16 protein-coding genes are annotated in these 15,580 nt (G+C 63.6%); 10 read left to right on the top strand and 6 right to left on the bottom strand.

Translation table 11 applies throughout. From position 1 onward, the window contains the following. The first annotated feature begins 54 nt into the window (after window positions 1–54). The 3 genes from nagA to WKV53_RS02125 are packed head-to-tail and all read left to right on the top strand — an operon-like array spanning window position 55 to window position 3,381. Complete coding sequence (gene nagA / locus WKV53_RS02135; protein ID WP_341402695.1) at window positions 55–1,191, top strand: N-acetylglucosamine-6-phosphate deacetylase; 1,137 nt, start codon at window positions 55–57, stop codon at window positions 1,189–1,191. Between the two features lie 40 nt (window positions 1,192–1,231). Beyond that, window positions 1,232–2,167 (top strand): lysophospholipid acyltransferase family protein, encoded by a 936-nt coding sequence (locus tag WKV53_RS02130; protein WP_341402694.1) that lies wholly within the window; start codon window positions 1,232–1,234, stop codon window positions 2,165–2,167. Beyond that, a complete protein-coding gene (locus tag WKV53_RS02125) occupies window positions 2,164–3,381 on the top strand; it encodes a polysaccharide deacetylase family protein (protein ID WP_341402693.1) in 1,218 nt (405 codons plus the stop codon). Before WKV53_RS02130 ends, WKV53_RS02125 begins: the two co-directional genes overlap by 4 nt. On the opposite strand, the gene WKV53_RS02120 is transcribed toward WKV53_RS02125, so the two are convergent. Further along, a complete protein-coding gene (locus WKV53_RS02120) occupies window positions 3,347–3,997 on the bottom strand; it encodes a methyltransferase domain-containing protein (RefSeq protein WP_341402692.1) in 651 nt (216 codons plus the stop codon). The two genes, WKV53_RS02125 and WKV53_RS02120, sit on opposite strands and share 35 nt — an antisense overlap. Further along, window positions 3,994–4,770, bottom strand: coding sequence for a glycosyltransferase family 2 protein (locus tag WKV53_RS02115; RefSeq protein WP_341402691.1), 777 nt, complete (start codon window positions 4,768–4,770; stop codon window positions 3,994–3,996). The genes WKV53_RS02120 and WKV53_RS02115 overlap by 4 nt, the downstream gene beginning before the upstream one ends. 93 nt (window positions 4,771–4,863) lie before the next feature. Here WKV53_RS02115 and queD point away from each other — a divergent pair, with 93 nt between their 5' ends. Further along, window positions 4,864–5,229 (top strand): 6-carboxytetrahydropterin synthase QueD, encoded by a 366-nt coding sequence (gene queD / locus WKV53_RS02110; protein WP_341402690.1) that lies wholly within the window; start codon window positions 4,864–4,866, stop codon window positions 5,227–5,229. A 172-nt stretch (window positions 5,230–5,401) separates the two neighbouring features. Here queD and WKV53_RS02105 read toward each other — a convergent pair whose 3' ends face one another. Both WKV53_RS02105 and WKV53_RS02100 read right to left on the bottom strand, forming a co-directional pair. Beyond that, on the bottom strand, window positions 5,402–7,066 hold the full coding sequence (locus tag WKV53_RS02105; RefSeq protein ID WP_341402689.1) for an RNA polymerase sigma factor: 1,665 nt from the start codon (window positions 7,064–7,066) through the stop codon (window positions 5,402–5,404). A 192-nt stretch (window positions 7,067–7,258) separates the two neighbouring features. After that, a complete protein-coding gene (locus WKV53_RS02100) occupies window positions 7,259–7,987 on the bottom strand; it encodes a Fe-Mn family superoxide dismutase (RefSeq protein WP_341402688.1) in 729 nt (242 codons plus the stop codon). Between the two features lie 115 nt (window positions 7,988–8,102). Between WKV53_RS02100 and WKV53_RS02095 the strand changes: the two genes are divergently transcribed. The 5 genes from WKV53_RS02095 (at window position 8,103) to WKV53_RS02075 (ending at window position 12,410) form a co-directional block, all read left to right on the top strand. Beyond that, a complete protein-coding gene (locus WKV53_RS02095; protein WP_341402687.1) occupies window positions 8,103–9,014 on the top strand; it encodes a hypothetical protein in 912 nt (303 codons plus the stop codon). Beyond that, on the top strand, window positions 8,938–10,800 hold the full coding sequence (locus WKV53_RS02090; protein ID WP_341403266.1) for a DEAD/DEAH box helicase: 1,863 nt from the start codon (window positions 8,938–8,940) through the stop codon (window positions 10,798–10,800). The genes WKV53_RS02095 and WKV53_RS02090 overlap by 77 nt, the downstream gene beginning before the upstream one ends. A 112-nt stretch (window positions 10,801–10,912) precedes the next feature. Continuing rightward, window positions 10,913–11,338, top strand: coding sequence for an ester cyclase (locus tag WKV53_RS02085; RefSeq protein ID WP_341402686.1), 426 nt, complete (start codon window positions 10,913–10,915; stop codon window positions 11,336–11,338). Window positions 11,339–11,340: 2 nt separating this feature from the next. After that, window positions 11,341–11,943 carry a TetR/AcrR family transcriptional regulator gene (locus WKV53_RS02080; protein WP_341402685.1) on the top strand — a complete coding sequence of 201 codons (603 nt, stop codon included), beginning with the start codon at window positions 11,341–11,343 and terminating at the stop codon, window positions 11,941–11,943. Window positions 11,944–11,996: 53 nt separating this feature from the next. Then, window positions 11,997–12,410 (top strand): SUKH-3 domain-containing protein, encoded by a 414-nt coding sequence (locus WKV53_RS02075; protein WP_341402684.1) that lies wholly within the window; start codon window positions 11,997–11,999, stop codon window positions 12,408–12,410. Between the two features lie 92 nt (window positions 12,411–12,502). Here WKV53_RS02075 and WKV53_RS02070 read toward each other — a convergent pair whose 3' ends face one another. Together WKV53_RS02070 and WKV53_RS02065 are read right to left on the bottom strand one after the other, a co-directional pair. Further along, the gene (locus WKV53_RS02070; RefSeq protein ID WP_341402683.1) at window positions 12,503–13,627 is read right to left on the bottom strand and encodes a Gfo/Idh/MocA family protein; all 1,125 of its coding nucleotides are present in this window, start codon (window positions 13,625–13,627) and stop codon (window positions 12,503–12,505) included. A 24-nt stretch (window positions 13,628–13,651) separates the two neighbouring features. Beyond that, complete coding sequence (locus WKV53_RS02065) at window positions 13,652–14,548, bottom strand: sugar phosphate isomerase/epimerase family protein (protein ID WP_341402682.1); 897 nt, start codon at window positions 14,546–14,548, stop codon at window positions 13,652–13,654. 170 nt (window positions 14,549–14,718) lie between these two features. Here WKV53_RS02065 and folP point away from each other — a divergent pair, with 170 nt between their 5' ends. Next, window positions 14,719–15,579, top strand: a complete 861-nt coding sequence (folP, locus tag WKV53_RS02060; protein ID WP_341402681.1) for a dihydropteroate synthase — start codon at window positions 14,719–14,721, stop codon at window positions 15,577–15,579. Window position 15,580: the final 1 nt, after the last annotated feature.

Here is a 15,580-nt window from a genome sequence, read left to right as displayed (position 1 = left end):
CAAACCGGCGGCTTCGTCACAGAAGCTGTCGCGTCACGCCTCCCTTCTAACAACATGAGAAAGCTCATCACCAATGCGCGGGTCGTCTCGCCGGACCTGGATCTGGCCCGCGCAGCCGTCCTGATCGAAGGCGATCGCATCGAAGCCGTGGTCGAGGGCAACAACCTGCCGAGCGCTGATTACAAGCTCGATGCGGCGGGGAAGATTGTCATTCCCGGCTTCATCGACATCCACAGCCACGGGGCGGATGGGGCGGACACGTGCGATGACTCGCTGGAATCGCTGCGCCACATCGCGAAGCGGAAGCTCCAGGAAGGTGTGACCACCTGGCTGCCGACCACGCTGACGCAGCCGCGGGAGAAGCTGAAGTCGATCGCGGCCAAGATCGCTGCCTTCCGCGACCAGGGCGGCCTGACCCGTTGCCCGGGGATGCATGTCGAGGGCCCCTTTATCAACAAGGAGCGCGCCGGGGCCCAGAACCCGCAGTACGTGCGCCCGCCGGATTTCACGGAGATCGAGGAACTGCATGCGATCATGCCCGTTTCGATCCTGTCCCTGGCACCGGAAATGCCGGGTGCTCTGGAACTCATCGAGGGCTGCCGGGAGATCGGGATCACGTGCTCGGCGGCGCACACCTCGGCGACGGCGGCGCAGGTTTTCGCCGCCTGTGATGCCGGCCTGAGCCATCTGACGCACTACGGCAATGCGATGACGCCGCTGCATCACCGCGAGATCGGCGTGATCGGTGCGGGCATGGTGGACGATCGCCTGATGATCGAGCTGATTGCCGACTTGATCCACCTCTCGCCGGATATGCTGCGGCTGGTTTTCACGACGATCCCGATCGACCGCCTGATGATGATCACCGACTCGGTGGCCGCGTCGTGGATCGTGGAGGGGGAGATCAATCTGGGTGGGCTGGAAGTGGTCGTGAACGACCGCATCGCCCGTCTCAAGGATGGCGGCGCGCTGGCCGGCTCCACGCTGCTGGCCAACGAAGGATTCCGGAACATGGTCGGCTCGACCGGGCTGCCGCTGCACGAGGTGATCAAGGTGACCTCGTGGAATCAGGCCCGCTCGCTGGGTCTGGAGGATCTGGGCAGGATCGCGCCGGGCTTCCTAGCGGACCTGGTCCTGCTCAACAACGACTACAGCGTGGCGAAGACGTTCGTGGGCGGAGAGGAACGCTGAACTTGCCCGTGGCGGGGATGCCCGCTTACCTCGCCGGGCCTTGGAGGAGAAAAAGCAGAGCCGCTGGCGGCGCATCGGGGTCTTCGGTGACCTGCCGACGCGTCTGCTGATGCGCGGGCTGAAGGTGGCGCCGTGGTTCCTGGAGCCGGTGCTGATCCCGCCGTGGACGCTGCTGTTCTTCCTGGTGGCGAAGTCGCAGCGGCGGGCGGTGACGGGGAATCTGAAGGCGCTGTTCCCGTCGTGGTCGGGCCTGCGGGCGTGTGTGGGGGCTTACCGGGTGTTCCTGAATTTCGCCTTCACGTATGTGGATGCGATGCGGTGTGAGACGGGGACCGGTGGGGTGGATTGGATCATCGAAGGGCTCGAGCACTTCGATGATCTCAGGTCGCGCCCGGAGGGGTGCGTGGTTCTAACGGCCCACATGGGAAACTATGACATGGCGGCTCCGTTGTTTTCGGAGAAATTCGGGCGGACGATTTATGCGGTGCGCGCGCCGGAGCGTGAGCCGGAGATGCAGGCGCTGCGTGAGGAGGAGATCGCGGAAAAGGAGCGGCTGAATCCGCATTTCCGCACCTGCTTCAACCATGGCGGCGAGATGTTAGGCGTGGAGCTGGCGCGGTATCTCAATCAAGGTGACATCGTGGCGGTGCAGGGGGATCGCGTGATCTTCGAGGTCTCGCCGATGGAGACCGAGGTGGAGCCGGGGCTGCTGATGCGCTTGCCAAGGGGGCCGCTTTATCTGGCACGGATTACCGGGGCGGCGGTGTTTCCGCTATTCATCGTGCGCGATGGGTGGCGGCGTTATCGGGTGCAGGTGCATGCGCCGCTGGAGCTGCCAGCGCGGGTGCGGGGTCGTGGTGAGGATGCTGCGACGCCGATCTGGGCGGGGGCGATTCTCAGTGGCGTGAAGGAGCACTGGAAGCAGTGGTTTGTCTTCGAGCCCGTATTGCGCCGGGAGAAGGGAGGCGCGGCGTGATCGAGCTGGAGAAGGATCGCCCTAACAGGGCGGTGACATCGTTTTTCCAAATCTTCGGCGGGTGCTGGAAGCCGCTGTCCGGGGATGCCGTCCACATGACGGATGGAGCGGGGCATCATCGGTTTGAGTGGCGGGTGCTGTCGGTGCTGGTTCCGCTGGTGGCGGGTGCGGCGGTATTCGATGGGCTGTGGAGGCTGGGAGATTCGTGGCTGGCGTGGGGCGGGGTGCTGCCGGTGTTGTTTTTGCTGTTCCATTTCGTCGCCTTCACGATCGGTGGAAAGAATCCGCCCAGCCAGTGGCAGCGGTGGAACGTGCTGCTGGTGGCGTGGGCGGTGTGGCAGGGATGGTTCGTGGAGGAGAGCGGGGTGCGCTGGGCTGCCGCGGTATGGCTTGGCGTGGTGGCGCTCAATGCGATGTCCGTGGTCTGTCTGGCTTGGCGGGGGATCATGGTTCACTCCGCTACCTGCACGGCGGGCTTCCGCTGGTTCATCTGGGCGGTGATCCATGTGCCGGCTGTGTTTGTCGGATGGCGCTACGGATTGCCTGCTGGGCTGTCCGTGCTTGGTGTGGCAGGCATTTTGTGGGTCTGTGGCACCTTTCTTCCGAATGCTCGCATCTTCGGGCCGATTACGCGACGTGCGGAGGGGAAGGATATGCTGCTGACGATCGACGATGGTCCCGATCCGGATGATACTCCGGCGATCCTGGATCTGCTGGACCAGCATGGCCGGAAGGCGGTGTTTTTCGTGATCGGGGAGAAAGTACGACGTTTCCCGGAGTTGGCGCAGGAGATCGTGCGGCGCGGGCATGAACTGGGGAACCACACGATGACTCACCCGGTTGGATTTTTCTGGAGCTATGGGCCGGTACGGACGCGGCGCGAGATCTCCGAGTGCCAGCGTGCGATCGAAGAGACTACCGGGGTGAAGGTCCGGTTTTTCCGTGCTCCGGCGGGGCACCGGAATTGGTTCACGCATCCGGTGCTGAGAGAGCTGGGGCTTGAGCTCGTGGGATGGCGCAAGCGGGCCTACGACACGGTGCGGTCCGATGTGGACGGTATCGTGAGGGATCTAACAGATGGGGCGAAGGATGGGGATATCCTGCTGCTGCACGAGGCAACCACGACGGCGCTCGGGGTGATGGAGGGAGTTCTAACAACCTTGCCTGCCGCGGGGAGGCCTACGCCTTCTCCAGCACGATCAGGTGATTGTTGAACGGGGTGCCGCCCCATAGCGGGGAGACTCGCACCTGTCCGTGGGGGGAAAGGATGCGCTCGAATTCCTCGGCGGAGGGGTAGTGCGTCGGGGCTGCCTTCATCCAGAAGGTGAGCTTCGCGAGGTAGTCGCAGAAGACGGTGACCTTGAAGCGGCGCGAGTCATCGCGGAGGCCGGAGCGGATGACGAGCTTGCCGCCGGGGGCGACGCGGGAGGCGGCCAAGCCTAACAGCTTTTCCTGCTGCTCAGGTGTGAAGAACTGGAGGATATCGAGAATGGTGACGTTGCCCGAGTGTTCGGGCAGGCCTTTGCGGGCATCGTGGGTGTCGAAGGAGAGATCGCGATGCTTCAGGGCGGTGGATGCTCGCCGCGCGGAGGCGATTTTCCGGGAATCGTAGTCGACGCCGTGGATGGGAAAATTCAGGCCACACTCGCGGAGGTAGAAGGCGAGCAGGCCGAGGCCGCAGCCGAGATCGAGCAGGGGGAGGGGGGAACCGGAGAGCTCATCGAGCACCGCGCCGTAGAGCGGGTCGGTCTTCACCTTCGAGCCCACGTAGCAGCGGTCCCAGATGCCTGGGAAAGGGGCGGCGAGTTTTTTGGGCAGTTCAGCGGTCACGGGTGAGGCGGGCTGAAGGGATGGAGCGGGTTTTCGCCGCGAAGCGCAAGCCAAGGAAGGCGCACGAGGAAGCCGAGGAAGAGCCGCGTGTGCATCCAGGTCAGGAGGGCATTGTCGCGGAGATAGCGGAATTGCGAAACGCCACCTTCCTCGCGGCTGAGGTAGCGGACCGGTGTGGGCAGATTCAGGATGGGGACGCCGCGCCAGGCGAGACGGACGGCGACTTCGGGATCGAAATCGAAGCGGCGGGCGAAGCAGGTGCTTTCGAAGACTTCGATGAGCTCGGCGGCGGGGTAGAGGCGCATGCCGAAGAGCGAGTCATCGATGCCCCAGCCCATGGTCTCGAGGTTCGCCCAGAAATTGGAGACCTTGCGACCATTGACCCGGAGGGCGGGCGCGGAGGCATCGAAGACGGGGCGGCCGAAGACGGCGGCCTGCGGGTGCTGGTGGGAGAGCTCGAAATATTTGGGGATCATCTCTGCCGGATGCTGGCCATCGGCGTCCATGCAGAGGACGTGGGTGAAGCCCTCGGCGAGGGCGTCGCGGGTGCCGCGGAGGACGGCGGAGCCCTTGCCGGCGTTCTTTTCGAGGCGGGTGACTTTCAGGCGGGGATCGGAGAGGAGCGGCTGGAGGAGGTCCGGGGAGCCGTCCGTAGAGCCGTCGATTACCACCCGCACAGGGACGCCCTGCGCCAAGGCCGCCGCGACGGTCGAGGGGAGGATGGGTCCGGTATTGTAGCTAGGAATGAGAACGACAGGTCGGGAATCCGGCATGCGGGGAAAGAGTGAACGGCGGAAAGCGATCGTCCAACATCGAATGTCGAATGAGTTGCGACCTCAAGGGTGGGCTGTCACCCTGCTCCAATCATGCGCGCCCGCCTGACGAAAGATTTCCGTTTTGAAGCTGCCCACACGCTGCCGAGCCTGCCGGAGGATCACAAGTGCCGGCGGATGCACGGGCATAGCTTCAAGGTGGAGATCTCGATCGAGGGGGAGGTGGATGAGACGATCGGGTGGGTCTATGATCACAAGCGGATCTCGGAGGCGATGCGGCCGCTGCTGGAGCTGATGGATCACGGATATCTCAATGACATCGAGGGGCTGGAGAGTCCGACGATCGAGCGGATGGCGGGTTGGTTTTGGAAGAAGCTGGCGCCGCAGTTGCCGGGGCTGGCGGAGATTGTGATTTATGAGACGCCGACGGCGCGGTGTTCGTTCCGGGGGGAGTTTTGAGAGAGGCCGACGCGCCCGAGGGATGGTGGATCGATGGTGGGGCGGGCGTTGCACGTATCGCTGCCCTTCAGGCCGCCGTGGCCTGCGCACGAAAAACCCCGCCCGATGGGCGGGGCTGAGGGATTTCGCACCGTTGGTGCTGAAGAGATGATTGGGGAAGAAAGACCCTAGCTTACTTATCGGTGCTTTCCGGGGCTTGGGCTTCGCGGGCCTTGCGCTGTTGTTCGATCATGGGACCGAGGTCCTGGAGGCCTCCCATGCCTTCCATCATGCTCTTCATGCCTTCGGTGAGCTTCTTGGCGGAGGCGATGGTGGTGTCCAGTTTCTCAAGCTCCATGGAGGGCATTGCGGAAATGCCGGAACCATTGCCGGAGGCTTCACGGGATTCCTGCTCGGTCAGCTCGCGCTGGAAGGTTTCGCTCTGTGTGGGATCGAGAAGGGCGGAGTATTCGCGGACGAATTCGTCGTCCTTGAGGGGTTGGCCGCGGAGGTTCTTGCGGTCGAGGGGGTTCATGACGCCTTTGAGGTCATCGCCGGATGCGAGCTGCGCTTGTTTGTATTCTTCCTCGGTGATCTCGCCGCGGGAGAGGGAGTCGCTGGCAAGCATCAACTTCATCAGGGCGGTGGGATCCTTTTTGAGGCGGTCGATGGTTCCTTTGGCGCGGACGATCTCGCGCTTCTGATACTCGACGAGTGCGGCAGCGGCCTTGTCCTGCTGTTCCTCGGTCAGGCTGAGCTTGCGGGTCAGGTCGCCGAGGGAGCGGCCGAGGTGAGCGCGGGGGCCACCGAAGGCATTCGCGTGCTCACCGGTGGTGGCCATCTCGCCCATTTCGACGCCGTCTTCGATCAGGCTGATCACGTTGGTGGCGACGTGTTTGGAGAGATTGGTACGAGATTCGCCGTACTTCGAGACGAGCTCGGGGTTCTCCGCTGCGTCGCGTGGCTTGGCTTTCGCAGCGCGGGCGGCTTCGTCGACGGGGGCGAGGCCGCCGGAGCTGGCGGAGCCGGACTTGCCTGCGGTGGTGGCGGCCGAGGCGTTTTCGGCGGGCTTTTCCGAATCGCGATTGATGTAGGCGACTGCTCCGGCGCCGACAAGCAGAAGGGCTGCGGCGGCGGTGATGGCGGTTTTCTTGGTCATGGCGGTGAGTGCGATGGTGGTGAATGAGGCGGCTCCTCCGACCGCGGTGGCGGCGAGGGCCTTGGAGGCGAGGGTTGCGATGCCGGGTATGGCGGCTTTGGCGTCGGCGCCGAGGCCGATCAGCATGGCGGCGCCGAGGGTGCCACCTACCTGGCAACCGCGGCGGGCGAGCTGCTGGCGCAGGCGCTCGGTGGCGCGGTCGAGGCGTTTCTGGGCGGCATCGGTGGCGATACCCAGCGCGGCGGCGATTTCCTTCACGCTGAGGGAGCGGTAGAAGCGGAGCAGGAGGGTCTCCCGGTCGCTGGTGGAGAGGGAGGCGAGCGCTTCATCCAGCACCGGCTGCATGTGCTTCCAGGCCTCGATGGCGTGGTCGGGCGGGGACGTGTCCATGTGGGTGCGCAGGAGTTGGCGTTTGCGGGATTCGCGGAGGTGCTGGCGGAGGAGGTTCTTGGCGTGCATCACGGCGGTGAGGTGCAGCCAGCCGGCGATGGAGCCGCGGGAGGAGAGGGAGTTGGCCTTGCGGGCGAGGGTGATGAAGGTGAGCTGGGACGCCTCGGCGGCGAGGGTTTCGTCGTCGCAGGTGCGCATTGCGGCCATGTGGACGAGTCCGGCGTAGCGGGCGACGAGGCCGTGAAAGGCCGGTTCGCGCTGGCGTTTGAGCCAGTCCGAAAGGAGGTCCGCGTCCGTGGGTTCCGGCATTGCTGGGATCTACTGTCCGCGAGGGCGGGGAACCGGACAAAAAAAAATCGCGCGGCCGGGGAGGACGCGCGATTGGGGTGGCGGTAGGAGGCTGGACGGCGGTTTTTCGTTCAAGCGGACTCTAGGGACCGCTCTGTCCGCCTAAAGGCGGGACTACGAACACTTGAGGCGGGCCTCCTTGGTGGGCTCGCTTCAGGCCTTGGCGAAGCGTTTTTCGACTTCGGTCCAGTTTACGACGTTCCACCAGGCGGCGATGTAGTCGGGGCGGCGGTTTTGGTAGTGAAGGTAGTAGGCGTGCTCCCAGACGTCGAGGGCGAGGATGGGGGTGCCGAGGTCGGTGTCGGGGACGATGCCCTTCATGAGGGGATTGTCCTGATTCGGGGTGCTGGTGACCTTGAGCTTGCCGTCTTTCACGATGAGCCAGGCCCAGCCGGAGCCGAAGCGCTTGGTGGCGGCTTCGCCGAAGAGCTTCTTGAAGTCATCCATGGAGCCGAAGGAGGACTTGATGGCGGTGGCGAGCTTGTCGCCGGGTGCGCCGCCTTTGCCGGCGGGGGCCATGATTTCCCAGAAGAAGGTGTGGTTCCAGTGGCCGCCGGCGTTGTTGCGGACGGTGTTGCGAGCGGCTTCGTCGGCGATGGAGGGGAGGCCGGTCACGAGTTCCTCGAGCGACTTGCCCTTGAGGGCGGCGTTTGCGCCGACGGCGGTATTGAGGTTGGTGATGTAGGCCTGGTGGTGCTTGCCGTGATGGATTTCCATCGTCTTGGCATCGATGTGCGGCTCCAGGTCGGCGGTCTTGTAGGGGAGCTCGGGGAGGGAAAACGCGGGCTTTTCCTCAGCGAAGGCGGACGGCGTGGCTGCCACGGCACCGGCGGCGAGGGAAAGCTTCACGAACGAACGGCGGTTGAAATCAGGTGCATTCATCGTGGCCAAGCTAGGCAGATCCGACGGTGGCACAAAGGAAATCAGCTTTGGGGGCCGGAGCATCTTATTCCCTTCGGGATTGCCATGTACTGCCCGGGTGGGATTTCAAAGAGGGGTGACTGAGGAGCGCGCGGCGGGGAATGATGGCGGCACCATGGCCGTCCTGCGGTGGCTGCGGGACTGTCTGGCGGAGGAACGTTCGGGGCGGGGGATCACGAATGCCTTCGCGAGCTCGGTGAAGGCGCGCAGTTTTCTCAGCGGCAAGGATTCGACGACGGGCGTGCCGACGTGGATGGCGGATCTGTCACCCACGCAGGCGGAGGAGATTGCGGGCAAGGCGGCGCTTTATCGGCGCGAGTGCGGGCTGCATTTCGGGACGCTGTTTTTGACGGGCTCGGTGGCGGGGAGGAAGTTGGTGGCGCCGGTGCTGTTGTTTCCGGTGGATGAGGCGGCGCGGTCGGGCGGGACGTTTGAGATCGAGGCGCGGGGGTGGCGGTTCAATCCGGCGGTGATCGATTTGCTGGGGCTGACGGATGGTTGGGAGAATGAGTGGTCCCCGCGGGTGGATGCGGTGCTGGATTCGGGTGGGGCGGTTTTCACGGCGGCGCGGGCGATCCGGGCGGTGCGGCCGGACATCGGGCCGGAGGTGCTTTCGGAAGACCTGGCGAAGTCGGGTGACTTGAAGGCGGATGCGGATGCGGAGGAGGAGGGGCTGCGGCTGCATGCGGCGAGTGCGCTGTTGTTGGCAGAGCGTTCGCCGAATGTGCGCGGGGTGCTCGATGAGATTTCGCGGATCGAGATGCCCGGGGCGGTGCTGGAGGGGTTGTTCGGCGGGGAGGCTGTTAGGGGGCGGGCTAAGGCGGTGGAGTGTCGAACGGATTGTGTGCCCGGCGATTCTGGCGGCGGCGCAGGAGCAGTTGTTAGAGGCTGCGTCGCGGGAGACTCTAACAGTGTGCCATGGGCCGCCGGGGACGGGGAAGACGTTCACGCTGGCTGCAGCGGCGATCGAGCATGCGGCTCGGGGTGAGGCGGTGCTGGTGGTTTGCCGGAGCCCGAAGGCTTCGGATGTGATGGCGAAGGCAGTTGAGCGATTGGCAGGGACTGACTTGCTCACGTTGAGGACGGGGAGCAAGCAGGCGGTGGGGAAGTTGAGGGATCACATCGATCTGTTGCTTTCGCGGGCGTATGAGAACGATGGGGCGGCCCGGAAGAGTGACTTGAAGCGGGCGACGAAGATTCTCGGCAAGGAGGTCCGGGAGTTTGAGGGGCAGTTGGCCGCGGCGATGCGGAGCGGGAAGTGGTTCGATCCGGAAGGTGAGCCGCGTTGGTGGCACCTGCTTGGGCAGTGGTGGGATCGGCCGGGGGAATCGACGCCGCTGCTGATGGAGGTGGCGAAGCGACTAGTGGAGTTGCAGCGCGAGCGGATGCGGGAGGCGAAAGAGCATCTGGCAGAGGTGCATGCGCGGCGGCTGGAGGAGTTGCTTCGCGAACAGTGGACCCGGGGTGTCCTAAAGAAGTATCGGATGGCGCTGAAGCGGAAGGCGAGTGGAGCGTGGGAGAAAGAGTTGGCGGCGATTGATGCGGGGACGCTGTTGTCGATTTTTCCGATCTGGATCGTGGAGTCGGATGATGTTCACCGGGTGCTGCCGTTGCAGGAGGGACTGTTTCCGCTGGTGGTGATGGATGAGGCGAGCCAGTGCGATCTGGCTTCGGCGATCCCTGCTTTGCATCGTGGAAAGCGGGCGTTGATCGCGGGGGATCCGAAGCAACTGCGGACGGTTTCGTTCCTGCCGAATCATCGGTTGGTGGACTTGTGCGAGAGGCATGCGATTTCGGAGAAGGACCGGGTGCGTTTTCATTTCCGCGATGTGTCGTTGATCGATGCGGCGATGGATGCGAGCGACGCGGTGCATTTCTTGTGCGAGCATTTTCGTTCGCGGCCGGAGTTGATCGCCTTCAGCAATGATACTTTCTATCGGAGCAAGCTGAGGCTGATGCGGGAGTTGCCGAGTGAAGAGCCGACGGCAGTGGCTGCGGTTTTGCAGCACGTTGAAGGGAGTCGCGATGCAAGCGGGGTGAACCGGCGCGAGTTGGAGCAGGTGGCGGCCTTCTTGCGCGAATGGTATGGGGAGCAGCAGCGTGCAGGCACGAAGGGAAGCATCGGGTTTTTGTCACCATTCCGTGCGCAGGTGGATGCGTTCGAGAATGTGGTGTCTGAGATCATTGGCCGCGAAACCCTGGCGTCGCTGGTGAGCGATCATGAATTGGTTGCTGCGACCGCGCACGGTTTCCAAGGGGATGAGCGGGACGTGATGGTGCTGTCGCTGGCGGTGTGTGATGATTGTCCGGCGGCGACCAGGCGCTTTCTGGAGAGGGAGGATGTTTTCAATGTTTCGATCACTCGTGCGCGGGACCGGGTGGTGGTTTTTCATTCCGTGACTCGTGATCGCTTGCCTGGGGATTCGTTGCTGGCGGGTTGGCTGGCGTCGCTGGAGCGGGATCATCGCTTGGCGGTGGAGGATCCGGCGTGCCGATGGGTGACGGAGGTGGGTGACCGTTTGAGGAAGGAAGGGTGGAGTTGTGAAAGCGGGCGCTCGGTCGGTGGGATTGCGGTGGATCTGTTAGTCGATGGAGGAGGGAAGCGTCTGGCGATCGATGTGGTGGGTCAGCGTGGCCGGGCTGGGGAGAGGGTGGGGCTGCGGGAGCAGCTGCTGCTTCAGCGTGCGGGCTTGGGGATGGTGCCGCTGGGGATTCACGAATGGCGGACCGATCCGGAGCGCTGCGTGGAGGTGGTGCGGGGATATCTCAAGTGAAGGGGTGGTTGCCCGGCTTCGGGGGAGGCGTGCGTCTTTTTTCTTGAAATGAGACAAATGTCTCATTTTGATTCCCGCATCTCTGGTTCCCAACCCTCCTGAGAATAGTTCCATGAAACTGACTCCGCAGCAGATGGACGCGAAGATCGACGAGCACTTCGCCTTTGAGAAAAACGACGATGTGGAAGGCGTGCTGGCCACGCTGGCGCACGATGCCGTGCACGATATCGTGGGCTGGCCGAGTGGCCCCACCCATGGGCGCGAGGGTGCGCGGGGTTTTTATGAGACGCTTTTCACGGATCTATCGGAGAGCACGGTGACGCCGGTGCAGCGGCTGTATGGCGACAACTTCATGATGGATGAGTCGCGATGGGAGGGGCGTGCGCCGGGCAGGCCGTTTGGCTTGGAGGGAAGGAATCGTCCGCTCGCTTTCCGGTTGCTGCATGTGGTCGAGTTCACTGACGACGGTGATATTAAGAAGGAGCAGGTGTGGCTCGATTTGGCCTCGATTCTCCAACAGCTTCCCCAGGACTCGTGAGCGTGGATCGTAAACCCAGCAATCAGGAGCTGCGGACCCGCAAGGATCTGCTGCTCGCTGCCGGGCGTCTGCTCAAGCAAGGCGTGAGGCCGACGATGGATGAGGTGGCGAAGGAGGCGCTGATCTCGCGAGCAACGGCCTATCGCTATTTCAAGAATGTGGAGGCGTTGCTGTTAGAGGTGGCGGTGGATGAGGCGGTGAGTGATCCTGCAGAGGTTTTTGCCCGTGACCGCTCCACTGATCCGGTGGCGCGGATCGACAAGGCGGAGGCTTCGATGCACAAGATGGTGTTCGAGAACGAGGCGGAGTTGCGGCTTTTCCTCGCGCGTTCGATCGGGCGGGATTTGAGCGATGATGCCTTGCCGCAACGGCAGAACCGGCGGCTGCCGTTGATCGAGGCGGCGTTGGAGCCTGCTCGCGCGCGCTTCAGCGATGCGGAGTACGAGAAGCTGTGCATCGCGCTCGCGATGATCTTCGGGACCGAGTCGATGATCGTTGCTCGGGATGTGCTGCGGATCGATGAGAGGACCGCTCGGAAGGCGAAGAGCTGGGCGGTGAAGGCGCTGGTGCAGGCGGCGATGCGGAAAGAGGGCCATTACAAGTGACTTTTCTTCGGTGCTTGATTGAGGCCTCGTAATGAGGTGAGAAATGGGAAACGATGAAAGAGCGCTTTCCTTCGGAGGTTGAAGCGATGTTGCGGGAGGCAGGATGGTATCCAGGGCGCTCGGAGCTTCCTGTGGAGCTTCCCAATGACTACTCGATCTTCCCGTGGGCGAGAAAGGCGTTGGAGGAATTCGGCGGACTGCATGTCGGTTCCAGCGGGCCGGGAAGGGATCTTGCTCGAAGCAATATCCAATTTGAGCCGGACGCCGCAGAAGGCTTGGCCCCGCATGTCTCTCAAACCGACGATGGACTCCGACTCTATCCACTGGGCGAGATCGATAACGGGCACGCTCATTTGCTGATCGATGAGCTGGGATCCGTGTATTATTACTTCGATGAACTCGAGAAGGTCGGTGTCACTCTTGATGAAGCCCTGATAAATCTGCTTTTGGGAATGAAAGCAGGATAGCGATGATTCGAACCTTGGCTCGAAACGGAGAAAGGCACCCCGTTTCCGGGGTGCCTTCCTTTGATGCGTAGTTGCCTGGAAAGCTTGTAAGCTCAGCGGTGCGTCCACTCCGGCAGGCGGATGAGTTCGCCGCCTTTGAGGGCGGACTCGTGGGCGAGGATGCCGGTGCAGGTGATGTTCGCGCTTTCGACGGCGTTGGGGTAGGAATCCACGCCGCTCTGGAGCATCTTGACGAACTGCCAGACGAGGTGCGGGTGGCTGCCGCCGTGGCCGGCGCCTTGGGTGAAGGAGAGGTGGTCTTCGCCGGTGTCGCCGCCGTAGACGCCGCCTTTGGTGAAGAGTTGGATTTCCTCCGGCAGGTAGTGGGCGAAATCCGGGGTCTCGACGGGCGAGGGGATCTCGGGCTCGGGGAGCTTGGCGGTGTGGACGACGAGGGGATCGTGCTCGATGAGCGGCCACTCGACGGCCTTCTTGGTGCCGTAGACTTCGATGGATTCGCGGTATTGGCGCGCGACGTCGAAGAGGGAACGGTAGATGTGAGCGGAGACGTCGCTGTCCTTGAACTTCACGTGCGTGGTCTCGACGGCGAAGGGCGAGCCGTAGCAGCCGTGCATTTCCTCGCGGATGGTGCCGGAGCCGAAGCAGGAAACGTATTCCGCTTCCGAGCGCATGAGGCCGAGAGCCGGGCCGACGCAGTGGGTGGCGTAGTGCATCGGCGGGAGGCCCGGCCAGTAGCCCGGCCAGCCGTCCATGTCCTGCTGGTGGGAGGCCTTGATGAACTGGATCTTGCCGAGCTCGCCCTTGTCGTAGAGCTCCTTCATGAAGAGGAACTCGCGGGCGTAGACCACGGTTTCCATCATCATGTACTTCAGGCCGGTCTCCTTCACGAGGTCGACGATCTTCTTGCAGTCCTCGACGCTGGTGGCCATCGGCACGGTGCAAGCGACGTGCTTGCCAGCCTTGAGCGCCTTGATCGATTGCTCGGCGTGGTCGGGGATGGGAGAGTTGATGTGGACGGCGTGGACGTCCGGATCGGCGAGAAGGTCGTCGTAGGAGGTGTAGCGCTTGGCGATCCCGAACTTGTCGCCGACTTCATCCAGCTTCGATTGGGTGCGCTGGCAGATGGCGTACAGGTTCACGCCCTTCAGGCGCTGATAGATCGGGATGAATTCAGCGCCGAAACCGAGTCCGACGATGGCAATGTTGATATCACTCATGGATTTGGAGAAAGGGGACCTCTATCAAGAGGCGTGGGCTGCTGCGAGGGAAGGAGTTTTCGTGGCAGGCTGGTCGAACAGATCGCGCATGAAGGCGAGGCCGCGGGAGGCGAACTCGTCCTGGGTGGCGGTGAAGCGCTTCCAGATGCAGACCGCACCGGCGAGGTCGCGATTGTCCGGGGTGAAGGACTCGATGACGACGGCTCCGGAGTAGTTGATATCGCGCAGGGCATCGCGGAAGTCCTGCCATGGTGTGAGGCCGGTGCCGGTGACGCCGCGGTGGTTTTCGCTGACCTGGACGTGGATGAGATCGCTGCCGGCGTGGCGGATGGCGTCGCCGATGTCGGCTTCCTCGATGGTCATGTGGAAGGTATCGATCATGGCCTTCGCGGCGGGGTGATCGATGGAGCGGACCAGGCGGATGGTGTCGGCGGTGGTATTGACGAGGTCGGTCTCGAAGCGGTTGATGGCCTCGATGGCGAGCTTGAGGCCGCGATTGCCGGCTTCGGTGGCGACGGTGCGGAGTTCGCTGGCGGCGAGGTCCCACTCGCGCTGGCGGTCTTCCGGGGAGAGCTGGCGGGCCTTGCCGACCTGGGCATACATCGGGCCGGCGATGAAGGGCACGCCGAGGGCCTCGGCGAGGTCCATCAGGCGGGAGAGGTAGGCGCGGGTATTGGCGCGGACGGAGGCGTCGGCATTCGTCAGGTCGCGGCCGGGGCCGAAGGCGCCGCACAGGTAGGGCGTGAGGCCGGTTTCCTCGAGGATGGGGCGGATCTTCGCGGCGTCGACGAGGTCGGGGTCCTCGATGGGGAGCTCGACGGCCTCGAATCCGAGTTTGGCGATGCTGCGGAGAAGATCGCCCTGCTCGGAGGAGAAGGGAGAAGTCCACAGCCAGGTGCTGGCTCCAAAAGTGACGCTCATGTTGCAGGCCACAGTAAATGAGCCGCCGTCAGGAGCTATGATGAAACAGGTTTGACTGTGTATGATTCCGCTTTTTCTGTGACAGCGGTTTCCGCGGTAACTGCCAGCGGGAGCGGGGATGGCTGCGATTTCGGATTGGGATTTTTATTCGCCCGGCCTTGAATCCGCCGGTGATTTGGAAGCTGCCTGCCCGGGAGATCGAATTTCCCCGCCGCCCGCTGGTGATGGGGATCGTGAACGTGAACGATGACTCGTTTTCCGGGGACGGGACGCTGGAGATCGAGGCGGCGCTGGGGCAGGCGAAACGTCAGGCGGAGGAGGGGGCGGATGTGATCGACGTGGGGGCGGAGAGTGCGCGGACGAACCGGGCGGCGGTGGCGGTGGAGGAGGAGGTGCGGCGGTTCCGGGAGTTTCTGGTGCGGTGGCCGGAGGTGATCGCGACGGCGAGGCCGAAGGATGATGCTCAGGTTTGGCCGCCGGTGCTTTCGGCGAATACGTGGCGGCCGGAGGTGGTGGAGGCGGTGCTGCCGCTGGACGTGGAGCTGGTGAACGACATGGGTGGGCTGCCGAATGACCGGAATGCGCGGCTTTGCGCCGGAGCGGGGGTGTCGCTGCTGATCATGCACTCGGTGGGCGAGCCGAAGGTGCCGCACTTTCACCAGCAGTGGGAGGATGTGATGGGGGCGATGGAGGAGTTCTTCGAGGAGAAGATCGCGATGGCGGTGGATGCAGGTTTGGCGATGGAGGCGCTGGTGCTGGATCCGGGCATCGATTTCGCGAAGCAGCGGGATGATAACCTGACGGTGTATCGGGAGCTGGAACGCTTGAATCGTTTCGAGCGACCGCTGCTGGTGCCGGTGAGTCGGAAGACGGTGATCGGCGATGTGCTCGGCATCACGGAACCGAAGGAGCGTGATGCCGGCACGGTCGCTTGCATTTCAGCTGTCGTGCGTCGCGGCGCGCAGATGGTGCGGGTGCACGATGTGCGCGCGGCGTGGCAGGCGGTGAAGATGCTGGAGGCGCTGGTGTGAT

This window comes from Luteolibacter sp. Y139, from assembly GCF_038066715.1.
GTDB lineage: Bacteria > Verrucomicrobiota > Verrucomicrobiia > Verrucomicrobiales > Akkermansiaceae > Haloferula > Haloferula soli.
Note: the sequence above shows the minus strand (reverse complement) of the source record. Positions and strands in the feature narration are given on the sequence as shown.

Bases quoted from the DNA above. Each gene is read 5' to 3' on its own strand.
- WKV53_RS02085 (WP_341402686.1), top strand. From the start codon at position 10,913: ATGAAACTGACTCCGCAGCAGATGGACGCGAAGATCGACGAGCACTTC.
- WKV53_RS02115 (WP_341402691.1), bottom strand. From the start codon at position 4,770: ATGCCGGATTCCCGACCTGTCGTTCTCATTCCTAGCTACAATACCGGA.
- nagA (WP_341402695.1), top strand. From the start codon at position 55: ATGAGAAAGCTCATCACCAATGCGCGGGTCGTCTCGCCGGACCTGGAT.
- WKV53_RS02100 (WP_341402688.1), bottom strand. From the start codon at position 7,987: ATGAATGCACCTGATTTCAACCGCCGTTCGTTCGTGAAGCTTTCCCTC.
- WKV53_RS02075 (WP_341402684.1), top strand. From the start codon at position 11,997: ATGAAAGAGCGCTTTCCTTCGGAGGTTGAAGCGATGTTGCGGGAGGCA.
- WKV53_RS02070 (WP_341402683.1), bottom strand. From the start codon at position 13,627: ATGAGTGATATCAACATTGCCATCGTCGGACTCGGTTTCGGCGCTGAA.
- WKV53_RS02105 (WP_341402689.1), bottom strand. From the start codon at position 7,066: ATGCCGGAACCCACGGACGCGGACCTCCTTTCGGACTGGCTCAAACGC.
- WKV53_RS02065 (WP_341402682.1), bottom strand. From the start codon at position 14,548: ATGAGCGTCACTTTTGGAGCCAGCACCTGGCTGTGGACTTCTCCCTTC.
- queD (WP_341402690.1), top strand. From the start codon at position 4,864: ATGCGCGCCCGCCTGACGAAAGATTTCCGTTTTGAAGCTGCCCACACG.